The following is a 22,808-nucleotide window of genomic DNA, read 5'->3' as shown; positions in this document are numbered from 1 at the left end:
ATAGCGATGGATGCGTGAGTGTTGCCTTATGCTGCGTTGCCCGATTTTGGTTCACAAATGAAATTTTCCAAAGGTTATCAATGGTATTGAATGTCTGGCAGGCGCGATTTTTATTGTTGTTTTCTATCGTTAAGATAGACGAGATTGCACTGCACCAGAATAGTTCGCGTCGCGAAATTGCACCGGATTATGTCATTATTAACCTTGTTTATGCTCGGTGAATGATGATTGTTATATACTATTAAATAGTGTGTAGGCTATAAATATGCGTTGGCCTGGCGCCACAGAAGGAGGTGTGCGTGGTCCTGTTGCATCATCCCCCCTGCGCAGATGCGACCGGGTTTGTGCGCCGCCGGCGGTATACTTATAGTCACAAATAACGGGTGAAAATGATCGATGCGTCTTCATTACAGCTTAATCATGTCAAAACGAGCAGCCTAACCATGTCCAGAAAAACGAGCAACCTGAAACAGAAGCGGGGCGTTCCAGTGCGCCGTACGATGTCACCCAGCAGGTTGGACATTTATTGCGCAAGGCGGTGCAGCGTCATACGGCCATTTTTCAACAGAATGTGGGCGATGACCAGCTGACGGCTATTCAGTTTGTTACCTTGTGTGCCTTGCGTGATCGGGGGCGCAGTTCACAGGCAGAACTGGTGGAGGCCACCGCTATCGACCAGGCCACCATTCGCGGCATTATCAACAGGCTGAAGGCGCGCGGTCTGATTGCGCTCTCGCCCGGAAAGCTGGACAAACGCAAGGTGATAGCCAGCCTGACAACGGAAGGGCAGGCGCTGCTGTCTCGTACCATTCCGCGCGCGCAGGAAATCAGCAGGCTCACTATGGGTAAACTGAATCCTGCCGAACAGGTCGCTATTTTGTATCTCTTGCAAAAAATGAATGCCAGCGATATTCAGGGCGAATAAGCGCTCGCTTGTTGAAGTGGCTAAGGCAGTGCCCACGCAACACCAGGGCAGCCGCTGGTCGTGCGCGCTGCGTGTTGCCGGTCAGCGCAGGGACCCATAGCGACAGGCTGGCTGCCAGATCGGCTGGACTACACACGGGTAGGCTCAACGCATCTCATAGGGTTAATCAGGCAGCGTGGCCTGATCCGCCGCCTCTGTCCAGCTGTCGGCCGTCGGTGCGCGCGGGCGTTTCCCTATTTCATGGATGGCCCTGCTGCTGCCTGATGTTGGCAATTTTTTCAGGCAGATTGTTCCAGGCCGGCTTGTCCGGCGCAAAGCGCGTGCGCATGTATTGCAATAGCGATGCCATTTGGGCGTCATTCATGCTGTGTTTGAAGCCGGGCATGGTGCTCAGGTTTGCCTGTGCGGGACGGGTAATGCCGTGCATCAACACCTGGATCACGTTATCGGGATGATCGCTGTGCAGATTGCTATTGAGCGCCAGCGAGGGGCGGGCGCCGAACAGCACCGGGCCGCTGCCCGAATCATGACAAACGGCACAGGCGCCGTTGAACAGCGTTTCGCCGGGCAGCAGGCGTGTGTCCTGGCTGGCCTGGCTGTCTGCTTCCAGCCTGGCGGCCATCACGGCCTGGTTATCCGTCGACTCGGTTGTCGCAGGATTCAGGCTGGCCAGGTAGTGGGCCATGGCCCTGACATCCGTCTCGGGCAGTTGTGCCAGTCCTGCCACGACGGGCCCCATCGGGCCGGCGGCGACGCCGTGCAAAGGTGAGTAGCCGGTACGCAAATACTGAAACAGCTCCTGCTCGGTCCAGGGGATGGGGGCGGCCGAGCGTTTGTTGAGCGCCGGCGCTTCCCAATTGTCGGCAAAGCCACCGCCCAGGAAGTTGTTTTCACCTGACTTTTCGGCGCCCAGCGCATTGCGGGGGGAGTGGCAGGCGGCGCAGTGTCCGCTACTGTTGACCAGGTAGGCGCCACGGTTCCAGAGCGGACTTTGGTTTGGATCCGGCGTGTAGGCTTGCCGGTCCCGATGAAACAGCGTATTCCATCCGGCCATCAGGGGACGCACATTCATGGGGAAGGGCAGGCGGGTTTCCTTATTGGGTGAGGACACGGCCGGCTGCGTCATCAAATAGGCGTACAGCGATTGCAAGTCCTCGTCGGACATTTTTGCATAGGCAGTGTATGGAAAGGCGGGGTACAAATGCCTGCCGTCGCGATGGATGCCTTCACGCATGGCGCGTTCGAACGCCTTGTACGACCACGCGCCAATGCCGGTTTCCCGGTCGGGCGTGATATTGGTGGTATAGATCGTGCCAAACGGTGTGTCCAGCCCCAGGCCGCCGGCATTGGTCTGGCCGTCGGGCGCCGTGTGGCAGACCATGCAGTCTCCGCTGAGCGCGACAAGCCGGCCCCGTTCGATGGCCTGCGCGGAAAAAATGGACGTATCTACGCGGCTGACCGGTGGAATGCTGCTACGCCAGGGGGCGGCAACCACCAGGGCGCCGGTTGCGGCGGCCATCAGTCCGCCCAGCCAGCTGTTACGCCAGCGTTTGCGACGTTTTGTTGTTGGGGGTGCATCCAGTGACAGGGTGGGTAATGCAAATGGCGTTTCACGCAGGCGCAGCCCGGTGGCGTTATAGATGGCATTGGCAATGGCAGCTGCAGCAGGCAGTTCCACACCCGGCCCCCATGCCAGGGGCTGATCCAGCGAGCGTGCGCTATTGACCACTTGTACTTCAGGAAGGGCCAACTGATGTTGTTCGTCGGATGGAGCGGCCGTGTTTTCGACGCCTTGTCGGGCCTGCCCCAAAAGTAATTGCGTCCACTTGCCCAGCCGATCTTTCAGGGCGCGCTGGGTTTCAGTTGTGGTCTCTGCGGTGCGTTCAGTGTGGCTTGCATCATGGCCCACTGTCAGCCGACTCACTGACAGACCGCCGCTGCGCGCATCTACGGCCAGTTCGACAGCCCAGGCCGACCATACTTCCTGCGGCGGATTGCAATCGTTATCAATCGTATGGCTATAGGCGATGCCACGGCCCAGTCCGGCTGCCCTGGCTGTCGGGCCGCTTGCGGTCTGATCCCAGCCGCTTTGTTGCGCAACCCTTCTTAAGAGTTGCTGACCGCGTTCGCTGCCGATGCGTGCCAGACGAGTTTGCACCGGATCCAGTTGATGGCTTGCGCAATATTCGTCAAAGTGTGATTCCTGGGCAAACACCGCAGCTGCGGTATAACTGTAGGGGTCCGTGGCGGTCAGATTGCGATCGCTTTTCTGTACGGGGGCGTCGACATAATCGGTCAGCAGCGCCATGCCTGAGCGCGGATCTGTTTCAAGACCGCATAAGCGACCGGCAATGGACGGGCGTCGCGGATCCAGCGCATTGATGCTCCATTGCGTTCGCTCCCTGCGTGTGTGGTCCGCAGTCTGTTGTTTCTGTTCGATCTGGACTGCCAATGAGGTAGCGGCGTAGGCGGCCTGCACGCGTACCGGTCGGGACAGGTCCCAGGCCAGCAACGCTGCTTCGACGGCGGTGTCGAGTCCGTCTTGAGTGTGCTGGCCATGCTGTACAATGCGGATGGCCTCGGGCGGCAGGTCCAGCAACGCGCTTAGCTCTTGTCTGAGCGCCGCCTGACGCCGGGTATTGACCCAGACAGTGAGCTGATCGTTCCGGTGCCAGGCAATCGCCCAGTCCGGTGTGTCTTCGGCCAGCTGGTTGCGCCATTCATATCGGGTTGCCGAGTGGATGGTGCCTGGGGTGCTTGTCTGGTTCGCTGAATAGTGCACATCGGCGCTGGCAGCGACAGGCGTCAGCCAGTCGGCCTTGAGTAAGGCGCAAGCCTGCTGCGCCTGCGTGCGCTGCACGGCAACAACCCCCACAAAATTGCCGCGGCATACGCAACGGACGACGCCCGGCACAGCGGCGGCGCGCTCGCTGTCCAGGGACTGCAGCCGGGCGATCCGGTTAGCTTGCATGTCCTGTGCCCAATGGGGCGGACGCAGGACGACGCCATGCAACAGCAGGCTGCCCGTTGGGGTTGACAGATCCATACTGTCGCTATCGTTTGGCTTATGACAGAGGTCGGCAGTGGTGGGGGAGGTCAGGTCCGTGCTCATGGCCGGCCCCTGGCTGCTGCGATGGCGGCGGCCATGATTTCCACATGGGTTCCGCAACGGCACAGGTTGTGACGCAGTTCGTTACGAATTTGTGCGTCGGTGGGATTGGGGTTGCGGTTCAATAGTGCCTGGACTGTCATGATCATGCCGTTCAGACAGTAGCCGCACTGCGCGGCCTGATGATCAATGAAGGCCTGCTGTACTATGTTAGGCTGACCATTCTCACTGAGCCCTTCAAGTGTGGTGATTTCGCGGGTTTCTATGACGCCTGTCGGTATGACGCAGGCGCGCGCTGCGACTCCATCCACCAATACGGTACAGGCACCACATTCGCCCAGTCCACAGCCGAACTTCGGCCCATTCAGGGCCAGGTCATTGCGTAATACGTAAAGCAGGGGTGTATCGGGTTCAACCGTGACGTCGTGGCTTTGATGATTAACTTTTAAGGTGAAGGGGCGGGCAGCAGCAGGATTCATAGTTGGAATGGCATAAAGTATGTGTTTACTCATAATAAGTTTACACACTTTAATTTTTTGAGCAAACAAAGAATTCGATATGGAAGGATAACACTGTATCCGTACTTTCTTCTGAGGGTTTTTACTAGTATTGTCTTAGTATAACCAGAGTTTACACTGCAGGAAGCAGATCTTTTTTCATTTTCTTCAGCATGCGCTTTTGCTGTTTTATTATTTTAATATAGCGTGTACACTATATTTAATCGTGTTCCTATTTAATCGTGCTCCTAATTAACCGCCTTCTGAAACGCAAGCCTGAATTGGATATTTGTTAATGACGTACCTGGCACCACGTTCCGAGCAACAATCGCTATTGGCGTCTACCGGCACGCTGCTGGTATTGCGTGCGCCGGTGGTGCCGCCTGCGCCGGCTGCGGGGCAGCCGGGCGTGGTCTCTGCGTACCTGCAGGACTATGACGATGTGTTCGTCGCGGTGTCTGAGCAGGGCTGGGTGCGGGCTTTTTGCGGTCATGTGGACCTGGGCACCGGCATTCAGACCGCGCTGGCGCAAATCGTTGCCGATGAAATGGATGTGCCGATGTCTGTCGTGCAGATGGTGCTGGGGCACACCGATGCCTCGCCCAATCAGGGCCCCACCATTGCCAGTGCGTCAATCCAGATCACGGCCCAGCCCTTGCGGCGGGCCGCTGCCCAGGCGCGTCATATGCTGGTGGCGTTGGCTGCAGATATGTGGCATCTGACGGCAGCAGACTTGTCTGTTCAGGAAGGCCGGATCGCGTCTGCACATGGTCACGCTGTTGATTACTGGACGTTGCTGGCCGGGAAACAATATCGCGCATACCTGCAGGATGAGGTTCAGACCAAGGCAGCCAAGAATCTGAAACTTGTCGGGCGCTCGCAACCGCGCGTGGATATCCCGGCCAAGGCGCTAGGCCGGTTTATCTATGTTCATGATATGCGTGTTCCTGGCATGTGGCATGGCCGTGTAGTACGACCACCCTATGTCGGACGTGATACAGGCGCGTTCATCGGTCACAGCCTGGTTGCAGTCGATAGTGCGTCGGTCTCGCATATTTGTCCTGACATCAAAGTGGTCGTGCAGGGTGATTTCGTGGGTGTCGTGGCGCGTCGCGAAGAGCATGCGATCCGCGCCGCACGCGAGTTGAAGATCACCTGGAAACCGGTAGCTCCATTGGAGGATCTCCAGGATCTGGAGGCGGCCATTCGGCGCCAGCCCATGAGCGAACGCATCCTGCAGGATAACCGTGGTGAACATCCCGACCTGCCACCGGCCGGCATCGATATCAAAAGAACCTATGTCTGGCCGTATCAGATGCATGCGTCCATCGGCCCATCCTGCGCGGTTGCCGATTATCAGCCCGGGCATGTCAGGGTCTGGTCCGGTTCGCAAAACCCCCATATGTTGAGAGTGCATCTTAGCCAGCTCAGCGGGCTCGATGAAGCGCAGATAGAAATTATCCGGCTGCAGGCCGCCGGCTGCTATGGTCGCAATTGTGCGGATGACGTTTGTGGTGATGCACTGCTTCTTTCACAGCAGACCGGCGTACCGGTTCGCGTGCAATTGAGCCGCGAGCAGGAACATGGCTGGGAGCCCAAGGGCGCCGCTCAGCTAATGGATGTGCAGGGTTCGATTGACGCACAAGGCAATTTGCTGGATTACGACTTCAGCACCCATTACCCGTCAAACGACGGGCCGTTATTGGCGTTGCTGCTTACCGGCCAGGAACCGGCGTTGCCGCGCAGCCTGCAGATGGGTGACCGTACTGCCGTGCCGCCTTACGGCTATCGGCGTCAGAAAATTGTTTGCAATGATATGGCGACCATTGTGCGCGCCTCGTGGCTGCGAGGCGTGTCGGCGTTACCGAATTCATTTGCCCATGACTGCTTCATCGACGAACTGGCGTTCGAGGCACAAGCCGATCCACTGGCATTCCGGGTCAAGAACCTGGCGGCGGATACGCGCGCCCAGGCGTTGCTTCTGGCCGTGGGTGAGCGTGCGCACTGGCAGCCTGGCAGACCCGGGAGTCGTGGCTCGCCCGATAAAGATGGGTGGCTGCACGGACGGGGCGTTGCTTACGCTCGCTATATCCATTCGAAATTTCCCGGCTTTGGGGCAGCCTGGTCGGCATGGATCATCGATATCAGTGTCAATGCCCGTAGCGGGGAGATCCGGCTGAACCATATTGTGGTCGGCCAGGACACCGGACAAATGGTCAATCCTGCCGGGGTACGTCATCAATTGCATGGCAATGTGATTCAGGCGCTCAGTCGGGCGCTATATGAGCAGGTCGGTTTCGATGCCAATGGCACCGTGCAGGCCGAATGGGGCGCATACAAGATTATCGACTTTACTGCCATTCCACCGATAGATGTGGTGTTGATGGATAGGCAGGATGAACCGCCCATGGGAGCGGGTGAATCGGCTTCAGTGCCATGCGCCTCGGCCGTGGCCAATGCCTTGTTTGATGCCTGTGGCCTGCGCTTTTACCAGGCGCCCTTTACGTCACAGACAGTACGCGAGGCGCTGCAACGGGCCAGCCTGTAGGGCGCAACGCCCGCGCTGGCCCGGCCGTCATTTTTATTTAAGGGAGATTGAATGAGTCACTATTTATACGGCGCGAATATTTCGGCCAACGGAATCCGTCAGCATTATCTGCGCTATGGCGGAACCGACGGTGAGCGGGCGAATCGTCCTGCGGTCATCATTATTCCAGGCATTACCAGTCCGGCGGTGACCTGGGGCTTTGTGGGCGAGCGCTTCGGCCGTCAGTTTGACACATACGTCTTGGACGTGAGGGGCCGCGGCCTGAGCGAGGCGTCCGATGCGCTGGATTATGGTCTGGATGCCCAGGCAGCCGATGTGGTTGAGTTTGCGAAAGCGTTGGGTCTGGCACGTTATATCCTGGTGGGCCACTCCATGGGCGGGCGTATCGGCGCACGCGCAGCGAGCACCAGCCCGGCCGGGCTTGAAGCGCTGGTCATGGTCGATCCGCCTGTCTCTGGCCCTGGTCGCCGTGCCTATCCTGCCAAGCTGCCCTGGTATGTTGATTCCATGGCCATGGCACGCAAGGGCTGCGATGCCGAAGCGATGCGCGCTTTTTGTCCGACCTGGACGCAAGAGCAATTGCAGCTTCGCGCGCAATGGCTGCACACATGTGATGAGCGGGCCATCATCCAGAGCTTCAATGATTTTCAGAACGATGATGTCCACGCGAGCTTCGCGCAAATCAAGGTGCCTGTCCTGTTGATGACCGCCGAGCGCGGCGACGTGGTCCTTGAAAAAGACGTACAGGAGATCGCCGGTCTGATTCCTGGCCTGACGGAAACCAGAGTGAATGATGCGGGACACATGATCCCCTGGGACAACGAAGCCGGATTCTATGCCGCCTTTGGCGACTTTCTTGGCGCCCGGCTCGATTAAGGCTGTCGCACCGATGCTGCAGGCTGCTGCCTGCAGCCGACAACTTGCATGAGGAACGATTATGGCAGTAAGTGATTACCAACTTATAGAGGCATGGCAAAAAGTATTGACCCTGTCCAAACTGGAAGCCGGACAGACCGTCACCATTCTGACCAGTCCGTCAACACATCCGCAAACGCTGTCGTGCGCAACGATTGCGGCACAATCAAAAGGCGCCATCGTCAACCGGCTGGATCTGCCGCCGGTGAATGCCGAAAAGGCATTGAGCCGGGACGCCCTGGCGTATCTGGGTACCACGCCACTGACCGGGAACAAGGCCGCCATTGCTGCGCTCAAGGCCAGCGATCTTGTGCTGGACCTGATGACCTTGCTGTTTTCACCTGAACAGCATGACATTCTTGAAAGCGGCACCAAAATTCTGCTGGCCGTGGAACCACCGGAAATTCTGGTCCGTACCGTGCCTATCGAAGCAGACCGCAAGCGCGTCAAGGCGGCCTCTGCGCTGATTGCCGCATCAAAACAGATGCACATTACCTCCGAGGCTGGCACGGACCTGCGTTGCCCCCTGGGCGAGTTTCCCGCCATCAGCGAGTATGGTTATGTGGATGAACCTGGGCGCTGGGACCACTGGCCCAGCGGCTTTACCCTGACCTGGCCCAATGAAGGCGGGGCGACAGGACGTATCGTGATTGATAAGGGCGATATTTTATTGCCGCAGAAAAAATACGTTGCCGAACCCATTACCCTGACGGTCGAAAATGGATATGCCACGCGTATAGAAGGCGGTATCGACGCGCAGCTGCTGGATGAATACATGAAATCATTCAACGACCCGGAAGGCTATGCCATTTCCCATATCGGCTGGGGACTGCAGCCGCGCGCCCATTGGTCCACGCTGGACCTGTATGATCGGGAAAACACAATCGGCATGGATGCCCGGGCGTTCGAGGGTAATTTCCTGTTTTCTCTGGGGCCCAATAACGAAGCCGGCGGCAGCCGAACCACTGCATGTCATATCGATATTCCATTGCGTCACTGCACGGTCAAGCTGGACGGTGTAGATGTGGTGCGTAACGGCAAGGTACTGGACGGGGGCGTCAATGAGTAAGGAAAACGTGGTCTATGAGCAGCAGGGCTTTGGCGCCGAGCTGGAGCCGGTAGCGCCTTATGGTTTGTTGATTATCGATCTGGTGAATGGCTTTGCCGATCCTGAGGTATTTGGCGGCGGCAATATTCCCCAGGCGATCGAGCATACGCAGAAGCTGCTGCAAACCGCAAGAGAACAGGGCTGGCCTGTGGCTCATACGCGCATAGTGTATGCCGACGATGGCGCGGATAACAATATTTTCAGTATCAAGGTTCCCGGTATGCTGGGCTTGCTGGAAAACGAACCCAATAGCCAGATCGTGCCGCAACTGGCGCCGGTCCAGGGTGAACTGGTCGTGCGCAAAAATGTGCCTTCGGCATTTTTCGGTACCTCGCTGGCCGCCTGGCTGACACAACGCGGTGTCAAGACCCTGCTGGTTGCCGGCGCGGTGACCAGCGGTTGCGTACGGGCTTCGGTGGTCGACGCCATGCAACTGGGCTTTCGTCCGCTGGTCGTGGCCGATTGTGTCGGCGACAGGGCGCTGGCGCCACACGAGGCCAATCTGTTCGACATGAGGCAGAAATATGCGACGGTGCTCGAGCGCGAGCAGGCCATGCGCCTGCTGGGACTGGGCTAAGGTATCTGCGCGCAGGGCATCGGAGACGGATTCTGTTTTCTGATGCAGCAGGAAAAAGGCTGATGGTCAGCCTTTTTTTTGCGGCGTACTGTGACTTGGAGGGTTTATCGGCCTGACCGGATATTCAGGCACTACCTTTGTTGTGATCGCTTGCATAAATTTCGTCAAGGACTGGATACAAATAGCCGGCAAATGTCGCCGGGTCTTCGCTCATTGGGAAATGGCCCAGTCCGTCCATGATGCGCCATTTCACGCCGTCAATGGTGTTGCCAAGGAAGGCGGTATCAGCGGGTGTGCAGGAGTAGTCATAAGCGCCTGATAAGAGCCAGAGCGGGCACTGGCTGGTGTCGATCTGGCTGACCTGACTGCGAATATCGCCGTCTATCGTATAAAAATGCAAGTCCCCCTTGAACACGCCAGGACCGCCTTGCATATAGTGCCACAACGTTTCCCAACGATCGCGATCCGGGCTGCAGGGCCCTACCAGGCCGGAGACGATGCCCGCACACACCTCGCCGCCATGCACATCGGAACGGTGCAACCAGTCAAGGTCGTAATAGGGATCGACATGAGCACCGGACTGCAAACCGATCAGGCCGGAGAATTTCTCCGGATGGTGCAGGGCAAGATGCAGCACGATTCGCCCACCGATAGAGCAACCCATGACATAGGGTTTATCCAGCGACAGCGCATCCATCACGGTCAGGATCGTTTCGATATATTGGGCTGAGGTCAGTTGGTAGCATTCATCCTGCCAGCCTTGCGGCGGTGATGATTTGCCATGCCATGGCAAATCGAAAGCGATGATCTGAAATCGATCCGTGATACGTGTGTCGTTTTGTAATGCCCGGTATTGTCGGGTGTCGGCACCTGCGGTATGCAGACAAAGCAGCGGAATGCCCTGGCCGGCGGTTTCGATATAGATGCGATGCGGCTTGCCATGAAGCTGAACATTGAGATATTTGCCGGTGACTGGCTCGAAGGTAGCCGTCATTGTTATTTCTCCGTGGAACGCAACAGCGTAAAGAGTGCCTTGAAAAACAGCAAATGCGACATGAACGCATAGATATTGCCTTCTATGATCAGCCGCCGACATTTCATCATCGCCAGCAGATCGTGATACTCAGGTGGCGGGACCGGCTGGAAAAACGCATGCCACACATGCTCGTCGGCACGCAGTGCAAAATCCCATTGAGGCATCACTATTGTTGAGGCGGCGCGCACATGCATCTGACCCTCCCGTATGGCGACCAGATAGCGGCGCTCTCCCAGAGCAAACAGAAACGATGTTTTCAGGTGCCGTCCTTTCCAGACCAGATGTTCTCTGTCAGCCAGTCGGGCGGGCCAGACCGCGATAATATCTTCATCAGATAGCATGTGTCTTCCTTAGCCCGGCGAGATATCCAGGCGAAATATCGATGAGTGTGTTTCCAGGCACGGATAAATGTCAGCCACCAGCGGATCATGGCCGGGAATAAGATGATTGTCGGATGGCACCAGACTGCGCAGCTTACGGTACCCCTGCAGCATTTCTGTGACGTCGACAATCGCGGGAAAAGGGTTGTCAGTTGCAAAATTGCGATAGTAATGCATGGCATCCGAGGCCAGCATGATCGGACCTCTGCGGGTATTGACCCGGACTGCCTGCAGGCCGGGGGTGTGGCCGCCGATATGGATCAGTTCGATGCCGGCAAGCAGCGTCGCGTTGCCATTGTGAAACTGCACTTTATCGGTGTATACCTTTCGAATCACTTGTGTAATATCGTCGGCAGAAAAAAAGTGACGGAAATGCTCAAAACACATCCATTTGCCGGTGGCAAAGTGCATTTCAGCTTCTTGCAGATGAATGGTCGCGTTGGGAAAAGACGCCACGTTGCCCGCGTGATCGTAGTGCAGATGCGTCAGGACAATGTGCTCGATATCTTCCGGTTCAATGCCCAGGGACGCCAGCAGGTCTATGGGTTCATGCAGCAGTTGCCTGTTGCGCTCACGTGCCGAGCAGCCGCTGAATCCGGTATCTACCAGAATGGTGTGCTGCTGATCTTTGATGACCCAGAAGTAAAAATCCAGCGGCATCGGGCCATCGTGCGCGTCTTTGTGCAGAAAATTATCTGCCGCATCGCGCATCACGGTTGCATATTTCAGGGCATACACCTCATAGTGCCGGTCCACCGCTATTTACTCCCCTTGATCAGCGGGCATTCGCTTTCGGAGAGCGGATTGAAAGCATCGACACCGGCAACTGTTTTTTCTATGTTGTAGTAATCCCAGGGTTTTGTTGATTCTTCTGGTTTCTTGACAGAGACCAGGTACACGTCGTGTATCAGCTTGCCATCTTCGCGCAAGGAGGCGTTTCTGGCAAAGGCATCGTGTATTTTCATGTTTTTCAGGGCGTCGATCACATCTGAAACCTCATCGCTGTTTGCCTTTTCAACGGCACGCAGGTAATTCAACACCGCGGAATACTGGCCCGCCTGCAATGCAGTTGGCATTTTTTTCATTTCCTTATAAAACCTGCTGGAAAACTGTCGGGTTTCATCGTCCATATTCCAGTAAAACGTTTCGGCAAAGTTCATGCCCTGTGCTGCCTGCAGGCCCACGCCATGTACATCGGTGATGCTCATGAGCATGGCGACGATTTTCTGGCTGGCGGTCAGGCCAAATTCATTGGCCTGTTTTATCTCATTCTGCAAATCGGCGCCGGCGCTGGCAAAGGCCACTGCATCTGCCTGGCTTTGCTGTGCGGTCAGCAGGAATGACGAGAAATCATTGCCGGGGAAAGGATACCGGGTGCTGCCAATAACCTGGCCGCCGCTCTCCTTGATAAAGCGTTGGCCATCGCTTTCCAGCGCATGACCAAAAGAGTAGTCCGCGGTCAGGAAATACCATTTTTTTGCGCCGTCCTGCACCAGCGGTACCGTGCCGACCTTGGCGAGTGCATAAGTATCGTAGACCCACATCAGATTGGTGGGCGAACAATCTTTGCCAGTGATGCGCGATGCACCTGCCCCGGTCACGATGGTCATTTTGTTTTTGTCTTTGGCCAGATTCATGACCGAGAGCGCGACTGCACTGTTGCCCAGTTCGGTAATCACATCAACATTCTCGCGGTCCAGCCACTGCCGTGCTTTGGCTGAGCCCACGTCTGCCTTGTTCAGATGATCGGCGGTGATGACTTCTATTGGCTTACCCAGAACCTTGCCGCCAAACGCTTCGACAGCGATCCGGGTGGCTAGAATGGAGCCCGGGCCAACGTTACCGGCGTAGGTGCCGGATACATCGGTCAGTACGCCTATTTTCACAACGTCATCGGATATGGCGGCACTGGCGATGCTTGCGTAGCCACTGCAAAGCGCGGCCATACACAGGGTCAGTTTTTTCATTTTCATCATTGTCTCCTCGCTGGTACTGTTATTTACAGCTGGCTGATGTACTTGATATTCAGAAACTGCGCCAGCCCTTCAATGCCGCCCTCCTTGCCAAGTCCGCTGTCTTTGAGGCCGCCGAACGGCGTCTCAGGCAGGGAGGCCTGACAGTGGTTAATACAAACCACACCACTTTGGATCAGGTCGGAGGCGCGTTTGGCTGTCCTGCTGTTCAGTGTGAATACGTAGGAGGCCAGACCAAAGGGCAGTCGATTTGCTTCGCTGATGGCTTGGTCAAAGCCTGAGAACGGGCGGATCAGCGCCATCGGTCCGAAAGGTTCGGTGTTGGCAGCGATGCAGTGATTGTTGAAGTCGCGGATCAACGTCGGTTCCACAAACCAGCCCTGGCCTTCGGGCAGTTTGCCGCCAGCAACAATGGTGGCGCCCTGATCGACGGCATCATCAATGAACTGCTTCATCGCGGCATGTCGGCGCGGGTTGGCCATCGGCCCCATTGTGACGCCACTGTCAAAGCCATTGCCGATTTTGATCCTGCTGACGGCAACGGTCATTTTTTCGATGAAGGTTTCATACACCGTATCCTGCACATAGATGCGGGTGGGCGAGGTGCAAATCTGACCCGAATTTCTGAATTTGGCGGCGGTGATATGTTTGACTGCTTCGTCAATATCACAATCGTCAAAAACCAGTACCGGCGCATGTCCGCCAAGTTCGAGCGTCAGTCTCTTGAGGGATGGTGCCGCCAGGGCGGCCAGTTGCTTACCTATCGCAGTCGATCCGGTAAAGGTGACCATTTTGATTTCCGGCGCCGCCATCAGTTGTTCTGAAATACTGCCGGGATCCCCGAAAACGACATTAAGCACGCCAGCAGGCAAGCCGGCGTCCACGACGGCACGGGCGATCTCCAGCGCTACGCCGGCAGTCTCTTCGGACGGCTTGATAACCATGGTGCATCCGGCAGCCAGTGCACCGGCTATTTTGCGCGAGGGCGTGATGGCCGGCGCGTTCCAGCCGGCGAACGCCGCAACCGGTCCTACGGGTTCCTGGATGACCATCTGCCGAATATCGGGATTGCGGCTGGGAATAATGCGTCCGTACAGACGGCGGGCTTCTTCGGCAGCCCACTCAAACATTTCTGCTGCAACAATGACTTCGCCCCTGGCCTCCGCCAGGGGTTTGCCCAGTTCATAGGTGATGATTCTGGCAATGTGTTCCTGCCGTTGTCGCAGCAGTGCGCCTGTTTGTCTGAGTACCTGCGACCGGGCCAGCGCGGGGGTGTCCCGCCATTGAGCGAATGTCCTGTCGGCGGCCGCAATGGCGCAGGCCACGTCATGCGAGGTTGCCATTGGCAACTGTCCCAATACGTGTTCTGTTGCCGGGTCAATGACATCCAGCGTTTTCCTGCTGCTTGCATCAATCCACTGCCCGTCAATATAGAGGGCAAGTTGCGTATGTTGCATGGGTTTACTCCACTTGTTCTATGTTAGCTTTCTTGATGACACCGGACCAGCGCTTCATTTCGGAACGAATATGCGCTGCAAGTTCATCGGCGGTACCGATGAAGGGCGATTGCCCCAATGTCGCGAGTTTTTCTTTTGCCTGGTCCGTTGACATGACTTCTGTGATGGCAGTGTTGAGTGTTGTGACGATTTCCGCGGGCATGTTTGCGGGGCCGAGTATGCCATTCCAGGGCTCTGCGCTAAAGTCATTGATGCCGCTTTCGGCGGCAACGGTTGGCATTCCGGGTTTCAGTTGGGACGGGCCGTTACTGGCGATCGCCAGCGCCTTCATTTTCCCTGATGTGATCAGGGGATCTGCTGCAATAATGCTCAGAAAGGCCATATCAACCCTGCCTGCCACCAGATCAGATACCGCGGCAGAATCGCCCTTGTAAGGGATATGGGTAATATCAATACCCGTCTGGCTTTTGAACCATTCTCCGGCCAGGTGATTGACGGCGCCATTACCCGCAGAGGCAAAGCTCAGGCTACCCGGTTGTTGCTTTGCGCCCTGCACCAGGCTACTGATGGACGTGTAAGGGGATGAGGCGGGAACAACCAGCAGATAGGGATAGCTGGCCACTGGAGCGATGGGCGTCAATTCTTTGAATACGTCAAATTTCACGTTTTTCTTGAATACGGGTTCGATCGACAGCGTGCTGCTGCTTCCGAGCATGAGCGTATACCCGTCTGGTTTTTCTTTTTTTACCGACTGCAGGGCCAGAACCCCAGTTGCGCCGGGGCGGTTTTCAACGACGACGGTCTGCCCGAGCTTTTTGGACAGACCCTGGGCAAGATACCGCCCCACGATATCGGTGGGGCCACCCGCCGAAAAGCCGATAACCAGCGTCACCGGCTTTTCCGGATAGATTGCAGCCGCTGGCAGAGAGAAGGAGAGCGCGCACGCAGCCAGCAGCCCGGCGCCGAACGTCTTTCTATTCATGATGGTTATTTCCTTTGAGGGGGCGTCGTCGCTTATGCGTAACCTTTTTCGATCAGCTTGACCATGACCGGGTAATACTCCTTGACGAACCCCGCATCGCGTGTCTGTTCAAGCAGTGAGTGGGTCAGTTTTGCGGCCTTGGCATCGACCTTGCCGTCTTCGGCCAGCGTGAGCGCCAGCCTGATGTCCTTGATGGCGTATTCTGTAGGAAAGGTTTTCTCAGGAAAGGTATCTTTCGAAAGCGCTTTGAGTCCCGGATTGCGCAATACAAAACTATCGGCAGAGCCTTTGGTCAGGGCATCGAACATCAGGGCCGGGTCAACCCCGGCGCGTTTGCCAATAACCAGTGACTCGGCAAGCGCCTGTACGGTCATGAACACAATCATATTGTTCATTATTTTGACGACCTGGCCGCATCCGGTCGGCCCGCAAAGGACGATGTCGCTGCCCATGGTCTCCAGGTAGGGTTTGATCATCTCGAACAGATCAGGCTCGGCGCCAACGGTAATCAGTAGTGTGCCGTTTTTTGCCGCCTCCCGCATACGCGCAACGGGAGCGTCAATCAGTGTGACGCCCCGCTTTTGTAATGCCAGTGCCAGTTCACGGGTGCGGGTGACGTCGCTGGTGCTCATGTCGACGACATATTTAATACGGCTGCTGTCGCCCGAGAACAGACCGTTCTTGCCCAGGCAGACGTCCTCCACCTGACTGATGCTGGGCAGGGAAAGAAATACAACGTCGGTGTCCTGTGCCAGCTGATGCAGCGATTCTGAAGCAATCGCGCCTATTTCTTTAAGACGCCCGACGGGTTCAGGCTGGACATCAAAAACGTGTACGTCGCCTTTGCCACTGCGAATCAAATTGGCGCACATAAACTCGCCCATGACCCCGACTCCGATAAAACCTAATACTTTGCTACTATCTTTCATTGACTGTCTCCTGATCAAATCTGTTTTCAGGTATCTTAGGAGACTGGCTTGTCGCAGCTATGAAAAGAAATCAACGGAGCGTTCTGCTTTTTTGCAAGCTTAATGTCGGCTGATATGTCCAACCTGGGTTTTTTTTCTGACATCGGGCTTTATCCAAGCCCGTTAACCCTACACACTGTATCGCTACTACAATGGCGGTCGTACTGGTGACGTGAGCCTGTTTGCAGTGCCTTTTTTTCTTTGGAAATTTACTCATGACTTCATCTCCTTCGTATCCCCGTGATTTGGTCGGCTATGGCCGTAACCCGCCCCAGGCGAACTGGCCGGGCAAGGCGCGCATTGCCTTGCAGTTTGTCCTGAATTACGAAGAAGGGGGTGAAAACTCCGTACTGCATGGCGATGCCGGCTCCGAACAGTTTCTGTCGGAAATCATTGGCGCCGCGGCTTATGCAGACCGTCATCTTTCTATGGAGTCCATCTACGAGTATGGCGCTCGCGTGGGGGTGTGGCGTATTCTGCGCGAGTTTGAACGACGTGGCCTGCCGCTGACCATCTTCGCGGTGGGCATGGCGCTGGAGCGCAATCCGGACGTCGCACGTGCGTTTGTGGAGCTGGGACATGAGGTGGCCTGTCATGGCTATCGCTGGATACATTATCAGGATGTGCCCGAGCACATCGAGCGTGAACACATGCGCCAGTGCATCGAGGTCGTGTCAGCCTTGCTGGGCCGCCATCCCGAAGGCTGGTACACCGGCCGCGACAGCCCCAATACCCGTCGGCTGCTCGCGCAGGAGGGCGGTTTTCTGTATGACTCGGATTATTATGGCGATGACTTACCGTTCTGGACAGAAGTGGATATGGGGAACAATCAAAGGAAACCGCATTTGATCATTCCCTACACCCTGGATACGAATGACATGCGCTTCGCTTCGCCGCAAGGGTTCAATAGCGGCGAGCAGTTTTTCAACTATCTCAAAGACGCTTTCGATGTGCTGTATGCAGAAGGGCAGGAGACGCCCAAAATGATGTCGGTAGGCTTGCATTGCCGCATCATCGGCCGGCCAGGGCGCTTTGCCGCCCTGCAGCGGTTTCTTGATTATGTGCAGCAGCATGATCTTGTGTGGATTACCACCCGTGAGGCGATTGCGCGTCATTGGGTGCAAGCGCATCCGTGGCAGATAAGGTAATTGTGTAGGCCTGTGGGGTTTGCTGTAGAAGTGGCTCCGGGCGGTCAGGTAACACTCAGCGGCTATCGTAGTTGCCGAAGATCCCGATGTCCGTGCTCACGGGCGCTTGCGCTGCCTGGAATCGAATTTTCGGTAAAAGAAAATCGCACCGCAGCGCATCTTTCCAAAATGATAATGACAGATTCAATAACCGGATTTTTCCGCTATGACTGGCGTGGCCTGGCTTGCCATTGCTGTTGATTTATACTTTTTTTGCGTACAGAGCATCTATTTATTGCGGCAAGTTGTCTGGCATCATGCGAAGCATTATTTTTTTCATAAATGTGACTTGTCTGCGTAATAGACTTTGTGCTCAAGTTCAACAGAGTTGGTGGGAGTAACCTCGTGAACGTGGAAATATCATTCGATCGCGAAGCACTGAGAAATCAGATTGATATCTACAAACGGCTGAAGCAGGGCGGGTATCTGGAGTCGGCGCAAAAGGAACTGGCGTCTATAGAACAATATCTGGCGCTGTTGCAGCAGTCGGATCCCTGTGAATACGAAGCGCTGAAGGCCGAAATAGAGCGGTAAGCGAACGGCAGGTGGTGTCGTGGCAGGTGGGTGCCAACCCTGACTCTGGCGAGCCAGGCAGGGGTGGCCTGTTACACTGTTTGCAATAAGCAATTGGGCGAACAGCCCGCTGCCAGTGCGCTGCTGTTCTGCCGTCATATTACCTCATGTCATGTTGCCGGGATGGCTGGCCTTTTGTAAGTAGAGCCTGGTCATGGGCAAAGTACTCGTATGTCGCCGTGTCTTCTAGTTCTTCTACCGGCGCATTCATCAACAGCTCCCTTTGTGGTTCCAGCACACGATCACCTTTGGCATCGCGTACACGTGTAACCAGTCCCATCTTATTCATTTGCTCGATAAACGGAGCAGGATCCAGTTCTTCGACGTTGACCATATGCCCCACATCCCAGATGCCATCGGCAATCAGCATGGCTGCTGCCACAACCGGCACGCCGGCAGTGTACGAGATGGCCTGGCTGCCTACTTCCTCGTAACTTTCTTCATGATCACAAATGTTATAGATCAGGACTTCCTGCGCGATGCCATTTTTCGTGCCCTTTACCAGGTCGCCGATGCAGGTTTTGCCGGTGTATCCCTTAGCCAGTGACGCAGGGTCGGGCAGCACAGCTTTAACCACTTTAAGCGGTACGATTTCATCACCCTCTGCGGTACGAACGGGTTTTTCAGACAACAGGCCCAGGCTGTTCAGGACGTTGAATACATTGATGTAATGATCGCCAAAACCCATCCAGAAGCGGATATTGGGCACGCCCAGGTTTTTCGACATGGAGTGCAACTCGTCATGTCCGGTTAGATACGTGGTGTGATTGCCAACCACGGGCATGTCCCACTGTTGGCGATGTTCAAACATTTTGCTGGATTTCCAGCGGTTGTTTTCCCATGACCAGACGGTTGAGGTGAATTCGCGGAAGTTGATTTCCGGGTCGAAGTTGGTAGCGAAGTAACGGCCATGGCTGCCGGCATTGATGTCGATGATATCAATGGCGTCAACCTGATCAAAATAGGTATCCACAGCAAAACGGCCATAGGCATTGACCACGCCGGGGTCGAACCCAACGCCGAGCAGGGCGGTCACACCGGCTTTTTTGCAGTCATCGCGTCGTTTCCATTCATGATTACCGTACCAGGGTGGTGGTTCGCAAACCTTGTCCGGGTCCTCGTGAATAGCGGTATCCAGATAGGCTGCGCCGGTTTCAATGCATGCTGTCATGACAGACATGTTCAGAAAGGGCGAGCCGACGTTAATGATGATCTGGCTGCCGGTTTCCCGGATCAGCGTTTTGGTGGCTTCGATGTCGAGCGCATCCAGGGCATGTGCCTGCAGGCGGCCGGGGCCGTGCTTGCTGCCTTTCTCTTTGATGGATGCGATAATGGCTTCGCATTTGGCCAGGGTGCGTGATGCAATATGTATGTCACCAAGCAAAATATTGTTCTGTGCGCATTTATGTGCTGCTACGTGGGCGACGCCGCCGGCGCCGATGATCAGAACGTTGCGTTTCATTGGATAATCCCCCAAATGTTAAATATAAGCAGCCGATGTCTTAAGACAGGCTGTTGACGTAATCGTCAAAGGAAAAGTCGCGCACGACGCGCACGGAGCCGTCTTCGTCTTTGACGGCGATGGACGGCATATGAATGCCGTTGAACCAGTTTTTCTTGACCATGGTGTAGCCACCTGCATCGCCAATGGCAATGCGGTCGCCCACCTGCAGCGGCTGGTCAAATCGGCCTTCGCCAAAAATGTCTCCCGCAAGACAGGTTTTGCCGCAAATCATATAAGTGTGGTCGCCCGTGTCGTTACCTACCGGTGCGGTTTCACGGTAAATCAGTAAGTCCAGCATATGGGCTTCGGTAGAACTGTCTACGATGGCCAGTTGCTTCTCGTTCACCACAATGTCCAGAACGCTGACCTGTAGCGTCGTGCTGTGGCGCACCGCAGCCTCTCCGGGTTCCAGATACACCTGGACGTTATATTGCTGGGCAAAGCGTCGCAGGCGCTCGCAGAACGCATCCAGCGGATAGTCCTGGGCAGTAAAGCTGATGCCACCACCCAGGCTGACCCACTTAAGCTGCGGCAGGATGGCGGCATAGTCTTTTTCAACCTGGGTAAGCAACTGATCAAAGCGGGCGAAATCGCTGTTTTCACAGTTGTTATGAATCATGACGCCGTCAATTTTGTCCAGCACCGATAGAATCCGGGCCGGGTCGCTCTCGCCCAGTCTGCTGTACTGGCGGGCGGGGTCGGCCAGATCAAAGCCGGCACAACTGATACCGGGGTTCAGGCGCAGGCCTACCGGTTTATCACCGGCGGCAGTGGCAAAGCGCGTGAGCTGGCTGATAGAGTTGAAAATGATTTTGTCGCAATTGGCCACGACTTCATCGATCTCGTGATCGGCGAAGGCGACGCTGTATGCATGCGTCTCGCCGCCGAATTTCTGAAATCCGAGCTTGACTTCATACAGGGACGAAGAGGTGGTGCCGTCCATATACTGGCGCATCAGATCAAAAACCGACCAGGTCGCAAAGCACTTGAGCGCCAGTAATACTTTGGCGCCCGAATGCTGGCGGATGTAATCGATCACTTGCAGGTTGCGCAATAGCGCAGATTTGTCGATCAGGTAGTAAGGAGTAGAAGGCATTTGCATGGTGTATCAGGTGTCAACAGATGTCATTACTTGTGAAGAACTCATAGAAGTGTTTTTTTGATGAGGCGGAATTTTTTTGCCCAGGCGCTCCACCACAATGGATGGACGATCGGTAAATGCAGCGACGATTTGCAACGTGCCACCCAGGCTTTCGATGTAGTGCTGCAAAGTAGAGACCAGCATGTCGCTGCGCTTTTCTATGCGCGAGATGGTGCCCTGGCCAATGTCCAGTGCAATGGCCAGGTCTTCCTGGGTGTGTCCGGTGGCTTTGCGCAGTTCTTTGAGCGTGGCCACTTTCACCACCTGACCGGACGCGGACCGAGTGCGTTTCTGGGGTTTATCGGCACCCCGATCAATTCGGGGCGTTGTCTCTTTACTGGATTTTTTTGGCATGATCTGGCTTCTGCAAAAATGAAAAGCGTAAATTGGAATGCGAACATGCCCGAGCAACCAGGCTGATCATATGGACCGCAATGCATGGCACTTGGTCAAATGTGGAATCTGTTCTGCATCTTTAAGGTGGGTATGATATATGCTTTCAAGTGAATATGCAACCAAAGGCATAAATGACAAAAAAATGACGTGTTTTTTATGAAATGTGGACCATATAATTGGCGGTTTCCTGCCCCTGTACGCAAAGCCACTGGCTCGCTAATATCGATTCCGTGATCTGGCGACCCGGACAAAAAAGTGCGAATCCGTGTTCTGTGATGTATTGTTGTGGCAGCCGGTTCAGTTTATTTTTAACCGGAGATGTTTATATGAGTATCCTTCGCATGCCGTATTGGCGCCTGTCGCCAGAAGCCTATCAGGGATTGGCGGCAACCAGGAAGGGCGTCGCTGCCCGCAAAGGTTGCAGGCAAAAAAATGACATATGCGTTAAGGCATATGTCATTGTCAAAAGGTGCCGTGATGTTTGTTGCTGACCGGGCAGTCGCCTGTGGCGGCCCGGTGTTCCGGCATGGTTCCTTTATGTTGTTCTGTAGTGCGGCATGCCCACAGCAGCCAGGCCGCTGCGGGCATCCGGTGCCCTTAAGTGTTGTTGCTCAGGGCAGCGGATTTTTTACGCTGTGCGAGCGTGCGTCCCACCACAACGATCAGCAGGGCACCGATGATTTCGGCCGTCAGTTTCATCATGGTGGTAGGCTCACCGAAGCGTTCCACAATGAAGATATCTGTAATCAGCATGCCACCGGCAATCCAGCCCAGCAGTGCGGCGCCAAACAGGACGACACTCGGGAACCGGTCGATCAGTTTGAGTACAAGCGTGCTGCCCCAGATGATGATGGGCACACTCACGACAAGACCGAAGATAACCAGACCAATCTGGTGCTCGGGATTTGCGCCCTGAGCGGCACCGGCGATTGCAATCACGTTATCCAGGCTCATCACAAAATCGGCAATAAGAATGGTTTTGAATGCAGCGAAAACCGTCGTGCCGCCCTTGATATTGCCATGTGCGTCCTCTTCCGGAATCAGCAGTTTGATCCCGATCCATAACAGCAGCAGCGCACCCACAATTTTAAGGAAAGGTACGGTCAGCAGCGTGAGTGCGAACGCAATCAGTGCGACCCGCAGGATAATGGCACCAGCCGTGCCCCATAGAATACCCTGCATGCGCTGTTTTTTCGGCAGGTTGCGGCAGGCCAGCGCAATGACAACTGCATTGTCGCCACCCAGCAGAATATCAATCAGGATAATTTGAAATACAGCGGCCCAGCTTAGTGTCTGTAAAAATTCAAGCATAATTCACCATGAATCCGTTTTAATTGAATGTTGGAATGAAACGGATCGGGGCGCCTGCTGCCTGATTCGTGCATCCGAAAGGGCGCACAAAGTCATTGAGAGTAGCGTCAGACAAAACAAAACGGCCTGATCCGCAAGGACACAGGCCATCATGATTCAGAGGATGTACCTTGCCCTTGGTGGCAAGGTCTTGCTGCAACATGGATATGTTGCCCGGGCAC

General features: G+C 55.6%; 20 protein-coding genes. 7 read left to right on the top strand and 13 right to left on the bottom strand.

All coding sequences use genetic code 11. From position 1 onward, the window contains the following. Positions 1-526: 526 nt before the first annotated feature. A complete protein-coding gene (locus MIM_RS16355; protein WP_025373839.1) occupies positions 527-925 on the top strand; it encodes a MarR family winged helix-turn-helix transcriptional regulator in 399 nt (132 codons plus the stop codon). A 238-nt stretch (positions 926-1,163) separates the two neighbouring features. Here the strand turns inward: MIM_RS16355 and MIM_RS16350 are convergent, their stop codons facing one another. Together MIM_RS16350 and MIM_RS16345 are read right to left on the bottom strand one after the other, a co-directional pair. After that, positions 1,164-4,037 carry a c-type cytochrome gene (locus MIM_RS16350; RefSeq protein ID WP_025373838.1) on the bottom strand — a complete coding sequence of 958 codons (2,874 nt, stop codon included), beginning with the start codon at positions 4,035-4,037 and terminating at the stop codon, positions 1,164-1,166. After that, complete coding sequence (locus tag MIM_RS16345) at positions 4,034-4,513, bottom strand: (2Fe-2S)-binding protein (protein ID WP_025373837.1); 480 nt, start codon at positions 4,511-4,513, stop codon at positions 4,034-4,036. The genes MIM_RS16350 and MIM_RS16345 overlap by 4 nt, the downstream gene beginning before the upstream one ends. 313 nt (positions 4,514-4,826) lie before the next feature. Between MIM_RS16345 and MIM_RS16340 the strand changes: the two genes are divergently transcribed. The 4 genes from MIM_RS16340 to MIM_RS16325 all read left to right on the top strand — a co-directional run bounded on the left by MIM_RS16340 (position 4,827) and on the right by MIM_RS16325 (position 9,679). Further along, on the top strand, positions 4,827-7,079 hold the full coding sequence (locus MIM_RS16340; protein ID WP_025373836.1) for a xanthine dehydrogenase family protein molybdopterin-binding subunit: 2,253 nt from the start codon (positions 4,827-4,829) through the stop codon (positions 7,077-7,079). A gap of 51 nt (positions 7,080-7,130) precedes the next feature. Further along, the gene (locus MIM_RS16335) at positions 7,131-7,955 is read left to right on the top strand and encodes an alpha/beta fold hydrolase (RefSeq protein WP_025373835.1); all 825 of its coding nucleotides are present in this window, start codon (positions 7,131-7,133) and stop codon (positions 7,953-7,955) included. Between the two features lie 61 nt (positions 7,956-8,016). Next, entirely contained in the window at positions 8,017-9,063 is a 1,047-nt protein-coding gene (locus tag MIM_RS16330) for a M29 family metallopeptidase (protein WP_025373834.1), read from the top strand. Further along, positions 9,056-9,679 (top strand): N-carbamoylsarcosine amidohydrolase, encoded by a 624-nt coding sequence (locus MIM_RS16325; protein ID WP_025373833.1) that lies wholly within the window; start codon positions 9,056-9,058, stop codon positions 9,677-9,679. The genes MIM_RS16330 and MIM_RS16325 overlap by 8 nt, the downstream gene beginning before the upstream one ends. A 124-nt stretch (positions 9,680-9,803) precedes the next feature. Here MIM_RS16325 and MIM_RS16320 read toward each other — a convergent pair whose 3' ends face one another. Genes MIM_RS16320 through MIM_RS16290 form a run of 7 tightly spaced genes read right to left on the bottom strand, consistent with a single transcriptional unit; the run spans position 9,804 to position 16,436 of the window. Further along, positions 9,804-10,673 carry an alpha/beta fold hydrolase gene (locus MIM_RS16320; RefSeq protein WP_025373832.1) on the bottom strand — a complete coding sequence of 290 codons (870 nt, stop codon included), beginning with the start codon at positions 10,671-10,673 and terminating at the stop codon, positions 9,804-9,806. 2 nt (positions 10,674-10,675) lie between these two features. Then, positions 10,676-11,056, bottom strand: coding sequence for a hypothetical protein (locus MIM_RS16315; protein WP_025373831.1), 381 nt, complete (start codon positions 11,054-11,056; stop codon positions 10,676-10,678). Positions 11,057-11,065: 9 nt separating this feature from the next. Then, complete coding sequence (locus MIM_RS16310) at positions 11,066-11,806, bottom strand: N-acyl homoserine lactonase family protein (RefSeq protein WP_084459109.1); 741 nt, start codon at positions 11,804-11,806, stop codon at positions 11,066-11,068. 47 nt (positions 11,807-11,853) lie between these two features. Further along, a complete protein-coding gene (locus MIM_RS16305) occupies positions 11,854-13,068 on the bottom strand; it encodes an ABC transporter substrate-binding protein (RefSeq protein WP_025373829.1) in 1,215 nt (404 codons plus the stop codon). A 26-nt stretch (positions 13,069-13,094) separates the two neighbouring features. Further along, complete coding sequence (locus MIM_RS16300; RefSeq protein ID WP_025373828.1) at positions 13,095-14,525, bottom strand: NAD-dependent succinate-semialdehyde dehydrogenase; 1,431 nt, start codon at positions 14,523-14,525, stop codon at positions 13,095-13,097. A gap of 4 nt (positions 14,526-14,529) precedes the next feature. After that, positions 14,530-15,507 carry a Bug family tripartite tricarboxylate transporter substrate binding protein gene (locus MIM_RS16295; protein ID WP_025373827.1) on the bottom strand — a complete coding sequence of 326 codons (978 nt, stop codon included), beginning with the start codon at positions 15,505-15,507 and terminating at the stop codon, positions 14,530-14,532. A 32-nt stretch (positions 15,508-15,539) separates the two neighbouring features. Continuing rightward, on the bottom strand, positions 15,540-16,436 hold the full coding sequence (locus tag MIM_RS16290; RefSeq protein WP_025373826.1) for an NAD(P)-dependent oxidoreductase: 897 nt from the start codon (positions 16,434-16,436) through the stop codon (positions 15,540-15,542). Between the two features lie 254 nt (positions 16,437-16,690). Between MIM_RS16290 and puuE the strand changes: the two genes are divergently transcribed. Together puuE and MIM_RS16280 are read left to right on the top strand one after the other, a co-directional pair. Next, positions 16,691-17,623, top strand: a complete 933-nt coding sequence (gene puuE / locus MIM_RS16285) for an allantoinase PuuE (RefSeq protein WP_025373825.1) — start codon at positions 16,691-16,693, stop codon at positions 17,621-17,623. Between the two features lie 384 nt (positions 17,624-18,007). Further along, positions 18,008-18,196 (top strand): hypothetical protein, encoded by a 189-nt coding sequence (locus MIM_RS16280; RefSeq protein WP_025373824.1) that lies wholly within the window; start codon positions 18,008-18,010, stop codon positions 18,194-18,196. A gap of 139 nt (positions 18,197-18,335) precedes the next feature. Here MIM_RS16280 and MIM_RS16275 read toward each other — a convergent pair whose 3' ends face one another. The 4 genes from MIM_RS16275 to MIM_RS16260 form a co-directional block, all read right to left on the bottom strand. Beyond that, positions 18,336-19,697: a saccharopine dehydrogenase family protein gene (locus tag MIM_RS16275; RefSeq protein WP_025373823.1), complete on the bottom strand. Its 1,362-nt coding sequence runs from the start codon at positions 19,695-19,697 to the stop codon at positions 18,336-18,338. 40 nt (positions 19,698-19,737) lie between these two features. Continuing rightward, a complete protein-coding gene (gene nspC / locus MIM_RS16270; protein WP_025373822.1) occupies positions 19,738-20,835 on the bottom strand; it encodes a carboxynorspermidine decarboxylase in 1,098 nt (365 codons plus the stop codon). A gap of 12 nt (positions 20,836-20,847) precedes the next feature. Next, a complete protein-coding gene (locus MIM_RS16265) occupies positions 20,848-21,234 on the bottom strand; it encodes a helix-turn-helix domain-containing protein (protein ID WP_025373821.1) in 387 nt (128 codons plus the stop codon). Between the two features lie 639 nt (positions 21,235-21,873). After that, on the bottom strand, positions 21,874-22,587 hold the full coding sequence (locus MIM_RS16260) for a TerC family protein (RefSeq protein WP_025373820.1): 714 nt from the start codon (positions 22,585-22,587) through the stop codon (positions 21,874-21,876). Between the last annotated feature and the right edge of the window lie 221 nt (positions 22,588-22,808).

The sequence above is a fragment of the Advenella mimigardefordensis DPN7 genome (assembly GCF_000521505.1).
In the GTDB taxonomy this organism is placed as follows: Bacteria; Pseudomonadota; Gammaproteobacteria; order Burkholderiales; family Burkholderiaceae_B; genus Advenella; species Advenella mimigardefordensis.
The sequence above is the reverse complement of the archived record's forward strand: the minus strand, read 5'-3'. Positions and strand labels throughout refer to the sequence as shown.

What these genes read in the sequence shown, in the direction of transcription:
- MIM_RS16350 (WP_025373838.1), bottom strand. Translation starts at nt 4,037, where the DNA reads ATGAGCACGGACCTGACCTCCCCCACCACTGCCGACCTCTGTCATAAG.
- MIM_RS16345 (WP_025373837.1), bottom strand. Translation starts at nt 4,513, where the DNA reads ATGAATCCTGCTGCTGCCCGCCCCTTCACCTTAAAAGTTAATCATCAA.
- MIM_RS16340 (WP_025373836.1), top strand. Translation starts at nt 4,827, where the DNA reads ATGACGTACCTGGCACCACGTTCCGAGCAACAATCGCTATTGGCGTCT.
- MIM_RS16335 (WP_025373835.1), top strand. Translation starts at nt 7,131, where the DNA reads ATGAGTCACTATTTATACGGCGCGAATATTTCGGCCAACGGAATCCGT.
- MIM_RS16330 (WP_025373834.1), top strand. Translation starts at nt 8,017, where the DNA reads ATGGCAGTAAGTGATTACCAACTTATAGAGGCATGGCAAAAAGTATTG.
- MIM_RS16325 (WP_025373833.1), top strand. Translation starts at nt 9,056, where the DNA reads ATGAGTAAGGAAAACGTGGTCTATGAGCAGCAGGGCTTTGGCGCCGAG.
- MIM_RS16320 (WP_025373832.1), bottom strand. Translation starts at nt 10,673, where the DNA reads ATGACGGCTACCTTCGAGCCAGTCACCGGCAAATATCTCAATGTTCAG.
- MIM_RS16315 (WP_025373831.1), bottom strand. Translation starts at nt 11,056, where the DNA reads ATGCTATCTGATGAAGATATTATCGCGGTCTGGCCCGCCCGACTGGCT.
- MIM_RS16310 (WP_084459109.1), bottom strand. Translation starts at nt 11,806, where the DNA reads ATGCGCGATGCGGCAGATAATTTTCTGCACAAAGACGCGCACGATGGC.
- MIM_RS16305 (WP_025373829.1), bottom strand. Translation starts at nt 13,068, where the DNA reads ATGAAAATGAAAAAACTGACCCTGTGTATGGCCGCGCTTTGCAGTGGC.
- MIM_RS16300 (WP_025373828.1), bottom strand. Translation starts at nt 14,525, where the DNA reads ATGCAACATACGCAACTTGCCCTCTATATTGACGGGCAGTGGATTGAT.
- MIM_RS16295 (WP_025373827.1), bottom strand. Translation starts at nt 15,507, where the DNA reads ATGAATAGAAAGACGTTCGGCGCCGGGCTGCTGGCTGCGTGCGCGCTC.
- MIM_RS16290 (WP_025373826.1), bottom strand. Translation starts at nt 16,436, where the DNA reads ATGAAAGATAGTAGCAAAGTATTAGGTTTTATCGGAGTCGGGGTCATG.
- puuE (WP_025373825.1), top strand. Translation starts at nt 16,691, where the DNA reads ATGACTTCATCTCCTTCGTATCCCCGTGATTTGGTCGGCTATGGCCGT.
- MIM_RS16275 (WP_025373823.1), bottom strand. Translation starts at nt 19,697, where the DNA reads ATGAAACGCAACGTTCTGATCATCGGCGCCGGCGGCGTCGCCCACGTA.
- nspC (WP_025373822.1), bottom strand. Translation starts at nt 20,835, where the DNA reads ATGCCTTCTACTCCTTACTACCTGATCGACAAATCTGCGCTATTGCGC.
- MIM_RS16265 (WP_025373821.1), bottom strand. Translation starts at nt 21,234, where the DNA reads ATGCCAAAAAAATCCAGTAAAGAGACAACGCCCCGAATTGATCGGGGT.
- MIM_RS16260 (WP_025373820.1), bottom strand. Translation starts at nt 22,587, where the DNA reads ATGCTTGAATTTTTACAGACACTAAGCTGGGCCGCTGTATTTCAAATT.